This window comes from Helicobacter mustelae (genome assembly GCF_900476215.1).
Lineage (GTDB): Bacteria > Campylobacterota > Campylobacteria > Campylobacterales > Helicobacteraceae > Helicobacter_H > Helicobacter_H mustelae.
The window spans coordinates 685175-698085 of sequence record NZ_LS483446.1 but is presented as its reverse complement, the minus strand read 5'-3'; the positions used below and the strand labels follow the sequence as shown (position 1 = coordinate 698085).

The 12911-nt window shown below is 41.5% G+C and carries 12 protein-coding genes; 3 read left to right on the top strand and 9 right to left on the bottom strand.

Annotated features, from left to right (window positions below; all coding sequences use genetic code 11):
* Positions 1 to 972, bottom strand: a complete 972-nt coding sequence (moaA, locus tag DQN48_RS03290) for a GTP 3',8-cyclase MoaA (RefSeq protein ID WP_013022950.1) — start codon at positions 970 to 972, stop codon at positions 1 to 3.
* A gap of 82 nt (positions 973 to 1054) precedes the next feature.
* Here moaA and DQN48_RS03285 point away from each other — a divergent pair, with 82 nt between their 5' ends.
* Positions 1055 to 1618 (top strand): NTP transferase domain-containing protein, encoded by a 564-nt coding sequence (locus DQN48_RS03285; protein WP_013022949.1) that lies wholly within the window; start codon positions 1055 to 1057, stop codon positions 1616 to 1618.
* 1 nt (position 1619) lies between these two features.
* Positions 1620 to 2714: a flagellar biosynthesis protein FlhB gene (gene flhB / locus DQN48_RS03280; RefSeq protein WP_013022948.1), complete on the top strand. Its 1095-nt coding sequence runs from the start codon at positions 1620 to 1622 to the stop codon at positions 2712 to 2714.
* On the opposite strand, the gene DQN48_RS03275 is transcribed toward flhB, so the two are convergent.
* From DQN48_RS03275 to abc-f, 5 genes are all read right to left on the bottom strand, one after another.
* Complete coding sequence (locus DQN48_RS03275; protein ID WP_231902625.1) at positions 2676 to 3962, bottom strand: Na+/H+ antiporter family protein; 1287 nt, start codon at positions 3960 to 3962, stop codon at positions 2676 to 2678. The genes flhB and DQN48_RS03275 overlap by 39 nt on opposite strands.
* A gap of 20 nt (positions 3963 to 3982) precedes the next feature.
* Entirely contained in the window at positions 3983 to 4855 is an 873-nt protein-coding gene (locus tag DQN48_RS03270) for a carbon-nitrogen hydrolase (protein WP_013022946.1), read from the bottom strand.
* On the bottom strand, positions 4855 to 5013 hold the full coding sequence (locus DQN48_RS07645; RefSeq protein ID WP_013022945.1) for a hypothetical protein: 159 nt from the start codon (positions 5011 to 5013) through the stop codon (positions 4855 to 4857). The genes DQN48_RS03270 and DQN48_RS07645 overlap by 1 nt, the downstream gene beginning before the upstream one ends.
* 695 nt (positions 5014 to 5708) lie before the next feature.
* Complete coding sequence (locus tag DQN48_RS03260; protein ID WP_013022944.1) at positions 5709 to 6998, bottom strand: methyl-accepting chemotaxis protein; 1290 nt, start codon at positions 6996 to 6998, stop codon at positions 5709 to 5711.
* A 54-nt stretch (positions 6999 to 7052) separates the two neighbouring features.
* The gene (gene abc-f / locus DQN48_RS03255; RefSeq protein WP_013022943.1) at positions 7053 to 8993 is read right to left on the bottom strand and encodes a ribosomal protection-like ABC-F family protein; all 1941 of its coding nucleotides are present in this window, start codon (positions 8991 to 8993) and stop codon (positions 7053 to 7055) included.
* A gap of 64 nt (positions 8994 to 9057) precedes the next feature.
* On the opposite strand from abc-f, the gene DQN48_RS03250 reads away from it, so the two are divergent.
* Entirely contained in the window at positions 9058 to 9795 is a 738-nt protein-coding gene (locus tag DQN48_RS03250) for an MqnA/MqnD/SBP family protein (RefSeq protein ID WP_013022942.1), read from the top strand.
* Here DQN48_RS03250 and DQN48_RS03245 read toward each other — a convergent pair.
* Genes DQN48_RS03245 through DQN48_RS03235 form a run of 3 tightly spaced genes read right to left on the bottom strand, consistent with a single transcriptional unit; the run spans position 9737 to position 12909 of the window.
* On the bottom strand, positions 9737 to 10567 hold the full coding sequence (locus tag DQN48_RS03245) for a hypothetical protein (RefSeq protein WP_041913101.1): 831 nt from the start codon (positions 10565 to 10567) through the stop codon (positions 9737 to 9739). The two genes, DQN48_RS03250 and DQN48_RS03245, sit on opposite strands and share 59 nt — an antisense overlap.
* Before the next feature lie 8 nt (positions 10568 to 10575).
* Positions 10576 to 11817, bottom strand: a complete 1242-nt coding sequence (locus DQN48_RS03240) for an N-acetylmuramoyl-L-alanine amidase family protein (RefSeq protein ID WP_013022941.1) — start codon at positions 11815 to 11817, stop codon at positions 10576 to 10578.
* Entirely contained in the window at positions 11818 to 12909 is a 1092-nt protein-coding gene (locus DQN48_RS03235; protein WP_013022940.1) for a nitronate monooxygenase, read from the bottom strand.
* Positions 12910 to 12911 lie beyond the last annotated feature (2 nt).

Below are 12911 nucleotides of genomic sequence, written 5' to 3'. Positions count from 1 at the left end.
CTAACCTCCTGTGTGATAAAAAGCTCGAGGAGAAATCTTATCCTCCTCCATCCTGCCATCCCATTGATTTTTTTCCGGCTTATTATATATGGCTTGTTCTAATATTTTTTGCATTTTCTTCGGATTTTTTGAGAGCAGCGCCTCTTTGGCATCCACGCTATCTTGGTAATACAAGCAGGGGCAAAGGATCCCATCTGCAGTGAGGCGAATGCGATTGCAGGACTTACAAAAATCATCATTATGAGGCGCAATGATCCCAAAAACATAGCCATCCTGGCATTGATAGAGCTTGGCAGGGCCAATGATTTGCTCTTGCAATGGAGTGAAGGGGTATTTTTTGGCAATGCGCTCCAAAATCTCTTTTTCTGAAATTCCTGCGATTTGGGCATTAGCATGGACATTTTCCATGTATTCGATATAGCGGATAGAAATCCCTTTGTTTTTTGCATATTCTAATAAATCCAATATTTCTCCATCATTCACCCCCCTTAGGATCACGCTATTGATTTTCACCCTAAACCCACAGGCAATAGCTTCATCAATGCCATGCACAACATTATGCAAGCCATCTCTTTTAGAAATCTGCATCACCCTTTCTTGCTTTAGAGAATCTAGGGAAATATTGATGCGATCTAACCCTGCTTCTTTGAGAGTCTTTGCACTTTTAGCGAGCAAAAAGGCATTGGTAGTGAGTGCAAGCTCCACCTCTTTGGAATATGCCCTCAAAGCTGCGATGAAGTCTGGCAAATCCTGGCGCAACAAGGGTTCACCACCTGTGATGCGAATTTTCTTGATTCCTTGATTAATCCCTACTTTCAAGAACTCTAGGACATTTTCTAGTGGCACATATTCTTCTTTATCTGGCATATCAAATGGGGTATTTGGCATACAATATTGGCAGCGGAAATTGCATTGCTTGGTGACAGAGACGCGGATGGTGTCAATCTTCCTTCCAAAAGTATCCCTCAACATTTATGACCCCTAGATTTTCAACTTAATGCTGTTTTAAACTCCGTAATCATACAATTGTTTTTTAATTTCAAAAAGGGGTGCTATGAAGAGAATAACCCATATCTATTGCGTAATACTCTGTGGCGGAAAGAGCTTGAGAATGGGAAGGGACAAGGCGCTGCTACCCTTTTGTGGCAAAAGTCTTGTGGAATTTCAATTCCAAAAAATGCAAAAAATTTTCTCTCATGTTTATCTTGCAAGCAAGACCCCCTATCATGGCCTCCCTACCTTGCTTGATGAATCCCATCTCTTCACTCCACTCATTGGCATACAAAATGCCCTCCAAAAGCTACCCTGCCAAAAAGTTTTTTTCATTTGCGTAGATACGCCACTTATACCCCTAGAAGTCATAGATTCTCTTTTGGAGCTTTCCCTACAAACAACCGCACAAATCACCTATATACAAACTCCACAAAAAAATCATTATCTCACCTCCATCTGGGACAAAAGCACATTAAAAGCAATAGAAAATGCTCTAAACTCTCAAGAGTTTGCACTCAAAAATCTTATCCATGCCTGCAAAAGTCAAGTTTTATCCTACAATAACGAAAAAGATTTTAGCAATCTCAATACTCCAGAAGAATATGAAAGCATCCTAAGGGGATAGAATGGCTGATGAGCAAGAAAAACAAGAAGCCCCCTCTGCGCGCAAAATCCAAAAAGCTCGCGAGGAGGGAAATGTCGCAAAGAGCCCTGAACTGGTGGCATTTGTCAGTTTTGTGATAGGCATTTTTGCAGTTTTTGGCATCTTTCCCTTTTGGTTGCAAAACATCAAGGGCATCTACATCACCTGTTTGCAATTTTTTTCTATGGAATTTAGCCTGGGGAATTTTTTTGATTTATTTTTGAAGTTATTGTGGCAGACATTACTCATTATTCTTCCAGTTTTGGGCGCATTGCTCTTTGCTGGAGTCTTTGGCAACATCATCCAAGTAGGATTTTTGCTAGCCCCAAAGGTATTACAGCCAAAGCTTGGCAAGCTCAATCCTATAGCGGGCCTAAAAAACCTCTTTTCCTTCAAAAAATTGCTAGAGGGTCTACTCATCACACTCAAGGTTTTTGTCGCGTTTCTTTTGGGTGGAGCGATTTTGATTCATTTTTTGCGCCAAATCCCTAATGTGGCCATGCTCAATGTCTTTTCTCAAGCCATTTGGGTGCGAGACAAGGCACTCATCCTCATCGCAAGCTTATTGGTGCTTTTTTTTGTCATGGCAATCATAGATTTTCTCATCAAGAAATTTCAATACACAAAATCCCTAAGAATGAGCAAGCAAGAGCTTAAGGATGAATACAAACAACAAGAGGGAAATCCTGAAGTCAAGGCAAAAATCCGCCAAATCATGATGAAAAATACCATGGGAAAAATGATGCAAGCAATTCCAAATGCTGATGTGGTGGTGACAAATCCCACCCACTATGCCATTGCCTTGCGCTTTGCGCCAAATGACCCTGCTCCAATCGTAGTGGCCAAAGGGATCGATCATCTAGCCATTCGCATCAAAGGTATCGCTAGAGAGAATGAAATCGAGATTGTGGAAAATCCCAAGCTTGCACGCGCGCTTTATAAGCAAGTCGATCTCGAAGAACCCATTCCTCGCGAGCTTTTTGAGGCGGTAGCCATCATCTTTGCACAGCTTAAAAAATTCCAAGAAAAATACAACAATCTAGCAGAGAATCAGGGCGCCAAAAAGACCAAAAACTAGCAGGGAAGTATTGTAGACCAAAAAGGTCGGGATGCAAGTATCCCGAATATGATCATGCAATCCATCGGCATTGAGCCCCATAGTGGGACCGATGGTGGTATCTGATGCAGGCGATCCCGCATCTCCCAGTGCCCCAGCAATCCCCAAAAGCAAGATGGTCGCAGGTATGCTAAAACCAAGTGCAAGAGACAGCGGACAATAAAAAGTCGCAATCACGGGGATGGTCCCAAAGGAAGTACCAATTCCAAGCGTGACCAAAAGCCCTGCAGAAAGCATCAAAACAATGGCACCAAATTTGCCCCCTACAAGGCCCATGGTGATCTCTACTAAATCTTTGACTCCATTACCAGCTTTGATCACTTCAGCAAATCCTGAGGCAAGCAGCATTACAAAGGCAATGAATGCCATGGATTTGATCCCCTCATCCACCACAGCATCCATTTTCTTCCATGGAATCACGCCAGAAAACACCAAAAAAATCACGCCCACAAACGCACCAAGGGGAAGGGAATTGCTTAGAATCTGCACGCCAAAAGCAAGCAACGCGCCACATAATGCAAAATAATCACTGCGCTCTAATTTTGCATTTTTGAGATGCTTAATTTTCTCCTCTAGGCAATCACCCTCATATTCCCTAGGCCTGCGATAGAGCAAAAACACTGCGACCAAAAGCCCCACGAGCATCGCCAGTCCGCCAATCCACATCACACTCGCAATGTCTTTGATGCTCACATTGATATGATTTGCTAGCATTTGATCGCGCAAAATAGTCTGGTAGATAAGACCAAAGCCCACAGGGATGCAGATGTAGGGTGCCTCTAGGCCAAAGGCGAGCGCACAGGCCACAGCACGTCTGTCGATTTTCATAAGATTCATCAAGGAAAGCAAGGGAGGGATAAGGATGGGAATGAAGGCAATGTGAATGGGGATGAGGTTTTGGGAAAAACAGGCGATAAAGGCAATAAAGAGAACAAAAAAGGTCTTTTTTTGCTGCACGAGCAGCATGACTTTGTAAACGAGGATTTTTGTAAGATTGCCCCTACTCACTGCCACAGCCAAGATCCCCAAAAACACATAGCTTAGCGCTGTTTCCATATTGCCATTCATGCCATGAATCATGAGTTTGAGGGTCTCTAAAATATTCATATGCGACATCAATCCACCAACAAGTGCAGCCACAACGATGGAAAGGAAGACATTAAAGCGCAGAAGACACAAAACCATCATGATAAAAATGGCAACTGCCATAGGATTAGTCAAAAGTGCAATCATGAATCACAAAATCTTTTGAGAATTTCTGCATAGGAATCGATACGTCGATCTCGCAAAAAAGGCCAAATTCTGCGCACATACTCACAGCGCGACAAATCAATCTCTGCATACAAAATCATCTCTTCTTGAGGGCTGGCCTGTGCTAAAAGTTCGCCCTGAGGACCAAAGACAAAAGAAGATCCCCAAAACAAAATCCCATCGCTCACACCACTTGTATCCTTTTCAAATCCTACGCGATTGACAGCAACAACAGGTAGACCATTGGCAATGGCATGCCCTCTCTGCACAGCAATCCAGGCCTCAAGCTGCCTTTGTTTTTCTGCTTTTGAGTCTCCTTCAAACCAACCGATGGCAGTGGGATAGATCAAAATCTCTGCCCCCTTTAACGCCATAATGCGTGCAGCTTCAGGATACCACTGATCCCAGCACACAAGCACGCCAAGCTTTCCTATAGTCGTCTGAATGGGAGCAAAACCCAAATCTCCAGGAGTAAAATAAAATTTTTCATAAAAGTTTGGATCCTCTGGAATATGCATTTTGCGATATTTTCCAGCAACCAAGCCATCCTTATCAAATACCACCGCAGTATTGTGATAAAGTCCAGCAGTCCGCCGCTCAAAAAGAGAAGTCACAAGCACGACTCCCTGCCTCTTTGCAATGGCACTATAAAACTCTATATCCTCCTCAAAAAAGGCACCCAATTCAAAAGCATCCACTTCCTCACTCTGACAAAAATACTGCGTATTATGCAGCTCCTGCAAAACAATGAGATCTGCATTTTTAGAGGCCTGTGAAATCTGTCTAGCAAGATACTCGCAGGTTTTTTCGCGGCTACCTTGAAAAGCATGTTGGATAAGCGCAACCTTCATCATTCCTCTTCATAATCAAAATCAGGATTTTGATAGTCATCATCATCATAGCCATTGTAATAATTCCCATCTTCTTCATCTTCAAAATCGCCATCATACAAAGCCTCATCTTCTTCAAAATCCTCTTCATACATCTTATATATCACTCGATCTAACACGCTTTACTCCTTACTTATAGATGTCCCTGCTGTTTACACAACTCTCTAAATGTTGCACAAGATTCGTAAACATTGTGCAACATTTAGAGAGTTTTTCTCCTTAATTGATGGGTTTTGTTGTTTTTTGCAGCCTCATAGCTAGCATCAAACCAGAATTTTTGTCCTGGGCTTTGCTCCAAATTTTTAACGCGCGACTTGGGCTAGTTTTTTGGCCAAGCCTATGAGTTTTTTAACTAGAACTTGGCCAGGAATTTGGTGCCAGGTTTTTTGCAATCTCACTCCTATTAACCATGGCTAGAAAAAACTCAAAAAAAAATACTTTTGCCTTGGAAATCCACACCCAAAAATTTTGCTCAAAAAAGTCACCAGAAAGAACCCTCTTCACAAAAATGGCGAAAAATTTTAAAAACCCATAGGCTTCAAAAATCTCAAAAGCCATTTTGGGAAAGGCCAAAAAAGCAGGTCTGCTAGGACTCTATCAATAAGCTGGGAGAATAAAAGGGAATTGTTGCTACACCACACGAAGTTTTAAGCCCTGCTGCTCTACACACTTCTTGCATCTCTTATTACCTAAAGAAATGACTAGTAAACTTTCTATCCCTGTCTTTATGGGGATTGTTGGAGGACTTTTTGTTTTTATCTATTTACACTGGCGACCTCTTTAGAGCTTGCGCCAGCGACTTCTTCAGATTTTACTACTGCATTGCAATTGCGCCAGCGACTTCTTCAGAGCTTGCACGAATCTTATCCATGAATTCCTTTGCTTCACTTGCAAGCTTCACGCTATCCTCCACTTCGCTGATGGAAACGTTGATGGATTCTACGACTTGAGATGTCACATCTCTGATAGAATTAATCGTAGTGGTGATTTCTGTGATAGATTTGCCTGTGCGCTCTGCGAGCTTTCTCACCTCATCAGCGACCACTGCAAAACCCCTGCCATGCTCGCCTGCACGTGCTGCCTCGATGGCGGCATTGAGTGCTAGGAGGTTGGTTTGGTCAGCGATGTCTTTGATAGTCTGAATGATGGATTTGATTTCATCGGATTGAGAATTTAAAGATGCTACAAGATCAGAGCTTGTCTGCATGGTTTGCGCGATGCTTCTGACATTTTGTGCGGTCTTCTCAATTACTTCCTTGCCATCACGAGTCAATTGATCATTTTTCTGTGCGAGTTCGAGTGCAAGATCATTTTTTTGCTTATCTTTTTCTACCTGGGCTGTAACATCCGATGCAAATTTAATCACTTTACACACCTTCCCATCGATGTCATAGATAGGATTATAGCTAGCTTCTAGGTAGATAACCTTGCCATTTTTTGCGATGCGCTCAAACATGCCAGATTGGAAATTTCCATTTCTGAGATTATCCCAGAATTTGATGTAGTCCTGAGATTTTGCAAATTTAGGATCACAGAACATGCTATGATGCTTACCCACTACCTCATCTAGGCTATATCCCATGGTTCTTAAAAAATTGTCATTTGCAGCGATGATGGTCCCATCTGGCTTGAATTCAATGCCCGCCATGGATCTTTGTACCGCATCCACTACGCCTTTGAGCCCAAGCTCCCTTTCTTTGAGTGGAGTGATATTATTGGTAAGCACAATGATGCGCTCGATTTGATTATTAGCCCCCTTGATGGGCAAAAGAATAGTTTCTAACCACAAATCCCTATTTCCCCTTCCTACGCAACGCATCAGGAATTTGCTAATTTTGCCAGATTGTGCCTCATTCCATACATTCAAAAACTCTGAACTATTCGCAAATCCCGGATACATCAGATCCTCAAATCTCCTCCCCCTAATCTGCTCCTCTGAAGTGTTAAGCATCACCACAAAATCCTTTGTGACATCAATGATTGCACCATTGGGCTGCAGAATCACGCCAGGCGTCGCTTCTCGGATTGCAGCAATCGCATTTTCCAAATAAAAATTACGCCCCTTTAGCGCTGATATATCTTCTCTTTCTTTATTTCCAAACATCTTCTCTCCTAAGCAAAAAATATGGGGCTATTCTATCGAAAAATTTCCAAATTACTATGTTCCCCCTAGGAAATTTTGTTTTTTTTCTTCCAGGGAAAAATAGCGCTCTATTTTTTGATCCAGATTTTGTTTTGTTGCCTCCAGCTCTTTGGCAATCTCTGTGATACCTCTTTTTTCGTACAATTCAGGAGTACAGAGGACATTTTCTAGCATTTTTATCTCCTGCTCTAGAGTATCTATGATTTGAGGTAGAGAATCTAGCTCGCGCTGCTCTCTATAGCTTAGCTTATTTGGCTTTTTTTCTGGAGGCCTTGATACCCTACTCTCATTTTCTTGATGAGATTTGCTAATGATTTTTTCATATTCTAGGAGCTCTTTTTGGCGATCCAAATACTCACTATAATCCAAATAACTCTCCTCAATCTTTCCATCCCCATGGAAGATGAGCAGCTTCTCTGCGATCTTGTCCACAAAATAGCGATCATGACTAATAAAAAGAATGCTGCCTTGAAATGCGCCTAAATATTCCTCTAAAATATTGATGGTTTGAATATCCAAATCATTAGTAGGTTCATCTAGCAATAAGCAATCATAATTCTTTGTAAAAAGCAGGGCCAAGCCCACGCGACTCTTTTCTCCACCGCTCAAACTGCCGATCTTTTGCTCTAGCAATTCCTTGGGAAAGAGGAAATTTTTGAGATATCCATAAACATGGATCTGCTTGCCATACACCTCGATATGATCCCCTCCATTGGGACAAAAAGTCTCTAGCAAGCTTTTTTCATCATCCAAAAAGCTTTTTTCCTGATCAAAATACCCGATGCGAAATTCCCCCCTTTTAATCATCCCAGCATCACTCTTTATTTTTCCCAGCAAAATTTTAAGCAATGTGCTTTTTCCGCTGCCATTTTTGCCCACAATAGCGATTCTATCTTGCTGCAAAATCCGATAGGTAAAATCTTTAATTAGGGTCTTTCCCTCCACACTCTTGCAGAGATTTTCCAATTCAAAGAGTAGTTTTTGCTGATTTTTGGGCCGGTTTTGCTTGAGTGCACCCTGCTCTCTTTGAAGTTCTAGGGACATTTTTCGGATGAGAGAGGGATTGCTTTTGGCAATCTGGCGCAATTCTAGCACCCTTGCCTTCCTGCCCTCATTACGCTTGCGCCTTGCCTGCACACCACGCCTTAGCCACTCCTCCTCTGTGCGCAAAAAACGCAATAAATTCTCATGCTCCTTGGCAAGATTTTGCAACATCTGCCTTTTGCTCTCTAGATATCTCTGATACCCACCTTGAAAATTCTGCACCCCTCCCCCATCCACCTCAACAATCCTATGGGCCAATGTATCGATAAAATAGCGATCGTGACTGATGAATACCACACTGGATTTGAGTGCTAAAATCTGCTCTTCTAAAAACTCCACACTTTCTACATCTAGGTGATTGGTGGGCTCATCAAAAATGAAAAGATCTGCCTTTTTTACCAAGATTGTTGCTAATAGGAGCTTTTTTTGCTCACCTCCACTCAAGGTATTTGCATAGCGATCTCGCAAATCATAAAGACCAAAGCGCAAAAGCATTTCTTTGATCTTAGCCTCTAGATTCCAAGCATTTTGAGCGGTAATGAAATCTATGCATTCTGCCTGTTCTTCTAGGAGCTTTTTATCCAGATTTTCCAAGAGTTCAAGTTCCTTCAAACGTCTGTGGGCATCGCGCAAATCCTGCAAACTCTCCTCGCAAATTTCATAAACCTTTTTGAGCGGGGCAAATACATTTTTTTGGGCCAGATCAAAAAACACCAAATCATTTTTGATCGCTCTTTTCCCCTCATCCTGCTCAATCTCTCCTAGCAAAATCTTGATGAGCGTGGATTTTCCACTACCATTTTTTCCAATTACTGCCACCCTCTCATTTTCGTTTACCACAAAATTAACTTGGCTTAAAATCACCTTGTGATCAAACTGCTTCCCCACACCAATCAAACTAATCACCGCCATTTATAAACCTCAATTTATTTAAAAAAAATTCCTAGAATGCTAGCAAAATTCTGGAAAAACCCCCATGCGCTTTGGAAAAATTGATTATCTCAATCTCGCTCCCTTTGATGTCTTCATCAAATCCTACCCCACTTCTTCAGGATTTAAAAAATTTTTGCAACTGCACAAAAGCTATCCCGCAAAACTCAATCAAGAATTTTTCTTCCAACGCATTGATGCAGGCTTCATCTCCTCAATCGCAGGAAGAGATTTTTTTTTGAAGAAAAAAAATGCGCTTAGTGGAATCATTGCAAAGGGATCTGTGTGGAGTGTGATCACCATCCCAAATCAGCAAAAATCAGATGCTCAATCCGCCACTTCCAATGCTCTGTGCAAGATACTGGGACTACAAGGCGAAGTACTCATTGGAGATAGGGCATTGCAATACCGCTACCAAAAAGGCATGCATGTAGATATGGGAGAAATCTGGTACCAAAAAGAACATCTGCCCTTTGTCTTTGGGCTACTTTGCTTTCATAAAAATGAGGAATTTTATACCAAGATCTCCAAGATCTTCAATCAAAAACGCATCAAAATCCCCCAATATATCCTAGAGCAATATGCCAAGCGTCTAGGGATTGACAAAAAATATATTCTAGAATATCTCACACATATTTATTACAAAATTGGCACGAAGGAATTTCTAGGACTCAAGAGATTTTATCGGCAATTGCTTCTAAAAAACATCAAAGGACCCATGCGCTTTAACTTTTCTCAAAATCTCCAAACATCCACTCAGAGCACCAGCAAAGAAATGCAATAAGATAGAGGCAATAACGTGCATTATAATAATTACTCTGCACCAAGATATTCGAACAAGCTAGGACCAAAAAAACCAACCCAATAAGCAAGATCAAGTTGGCACATTCATAAAAACCAAACAAAAATCTTTTGCGCAAAAAAAGCATGATGATGCAAAAAAATACAAGGATAAAAAATAAAAAATCTACATAGAAATAGACGTTTGGTTTATTGTAATAGGGCTGGAATGCACTGGCAATCAAGACCATGATGCACACATGCACTGAGGGGAAAAATCTCATTGCAAATCGATGCAATGGAATTTGCAAATCAAAGCAGCCACCAAAAAGCAAAAACAAGCAGGGAAAAAGCAGGGAAAAACCATAAAAAAACCCACTGACAAGAATCTCTAAAAAATTGCGATGAATGAGTGAGGCAAAATCCAAATACATAACTTCATAATAATTAAAATGCAGAGCATTGATATAATCTTCTCCTGGCTTGCTGCTCATCAAAAATACCCAGATAAACAAAAAAATCACGCAAATGCAGGATGCCATCAAGCTTTTTAGGAAATCCTCTTGCTTTTTATAATACGCCAAAAATAAATAAAATCCACTGATTGCGCTGATAAGAAAGCATAAAATCTGAATAACCAGGCTATACACCATGCCATTTTTAGAAAATAAAAAAAACAATTGCGCAAAGGTGATGGTGGATTCTGAGACGATGATGCCAAGTGCTGTGAAAACCAAAAAGAAAAATAACATATAAGAACCCAGAGCCCTTACCATACAACACCCTAAAAATTTTTGACAATAAAGCCATCAATTCCATTGGCAATTCCTATTGCCAAGGATTGTTGGTATTCTTTTGTGGCAAGATTCCTAGCCTCCACTTCATTAGAAAGGTATCCAATCTCAATCAAGACAGATGGCATCAATGCACCCACGAGCACCCAAAAGGGTCCCTCCCTAACCCCTCCATCCACCACTCCTGTAAAATCCTTTTGCAATTCCCGCAAAATACCAATTTGAATATCAATTGCAAGCTTATTACTGGCAATAAGGCGATGGGAATTGAGGGTATTTAAAAAAGAAAGTTTTGTAAAATAACTCATAATCTCCACATCTCCTTTATTTTCATGTTCTGCGACATCCCTAGCACGCTCACTCCTTGCTGTGGATAGGAAATATGTCTCCACCCCCTGGGCATGCTTATTCCCTGTTTTTGGAACAGAATTAGCATGGATGGAGATGAATAAATCTGCGTTCCTGGCATTTGCCATCTCTGTACGAGCCTTGAGATCGATGTAAATATCCCTATCCCTAGTCATGAAGACCTGATAATTTCGCGCTCTTAGCTCCTTTGCCAGCTTCTTTGCCACATTCAAAACAATGACTTTCTCACAAATATGAATAACTGCCGTGCTGCCACAATCCTTGCCCCCATGACCCGCATCAATGACAATGCGATATTTTCTCCTAGATCTTGCATCTTCTTTTAGACTGTTAGTTGACTCTGGTAGGAGGGCTTTGGCAGGCAGAGGTTTTATGGGATTTTGCTTTGAAGGATCTTTTTGGGATTTTTGATGGGTTTTGGTGGTGGGGAGAGAGGGTTGGATATGATCTTTTTTGTGGGAGAATTGATGCTTTTTTGAGTTTTTGGATTTTTCTTGGAGCAGCGGGATTTTAGCATCCTGGAGCCTAAAGATGAGATACTGCCTCTCTAGATTCATGGAAAAATTTTTCTTACCATCATCAATGAGGAATATGCGCACAACCCTGGGGGTATTTTGGGAGATGATGATTTGATTTTTCTGAGGGAAATCAAATCTTTTGTATGTATAGGGGATGAGGATGGCATTGAGCTCAATAAGCGTGCGATTATTTTTGACTTTTCTGATTCTTAGATCTTTTTGGGATAGGGGTTGGTTAAATGTGACTTTGAGATAATGTGTGTCAAAAGGCACAACGCTGAGAATCTTGAGATTGGCACTCAAGAAACCGCAAAATAAAATAAACAAACAACATAGCCCACGCATCTATCCCCTTACGAGTTCCTCTATCAATTCCCTTACACTCACAATTTTATCGATGCGATATCCATTTGCCCCGCTAAAATACAGTCCATCTCGGAGATTTCCCAAATGCCCTCTTCCCAGGCTATCAGCGATACAATAGCCAACGATCTTGGCCTCCTTTCCTCTTTGACATGGAGAAACACAATTGCTAACACAGCGCACAAGTGGCGCATTTCCCTCTCTCAAGCGCTCAATCACTCCAATATTCAAAGCTCTTGCAGGATAGCCCACGGGGGATTTGATGAGTATGATATCTTCTTTTTTTATGGAGGGGAGGATTTGCTGATACGCCTTGGCATCACATTCATAAGTCCCCAAAAATCGAGTGGCCATCTGCACGCCACTTGCTCCAAGATCCATCATTCTATTGATATCTGCACGATCCCAAACCCCTCCTGCAGCAATCACGGGAATATTGCCCCACAATTTAGCCTCACTAGCCACCTTTGGCAAAATATTTTCTAATTGAAACTCTTCTTTAAAACAATCTTCATACTTGAAACCCTGATGCCCGCCACTTAGAGGACCCTCCACAATCACTGCATCAGGCACGCGTCCATAACGATCCTGCCACCTGCGGCATAGGATCTTGAGAGCCTTGGCAGAGGAGACGATGGGGATGAGCGCAACATCAGGAAAGTTTTTTACAAATTCTGGCATATTGGTAGGCAATCCCGCTCCTGTGACAATGAGATTTGCCCCTGCTTCGCACGCATCTCGCACCACGCGTCCATATTCACTGATGGCATAGAGGATGTTTGCACCAAGAGGGCTGTCTCCGCAAATCTTTCTTGCGTTTTTAAAGATTTCATTGAGTGCGACTTTGGAATAAAAATTAATTGCTTCAAATGGCTTAGAGGCTACAATCTTCTCAACAAAACTCATTTTTTTGTAATATCCCGTGCCCACTGCACTGATAATTCCCAATGCACCTTGTTTTGAGACATTTCCCGCTAATTCATCCCAGCTAATCCCTACTCCCATGCCTCCCTGAAAAATAGGATATTTAATTGTGTATTTTCCAATTTTTAGTGGCTTTAATGTTGTTGTCATTT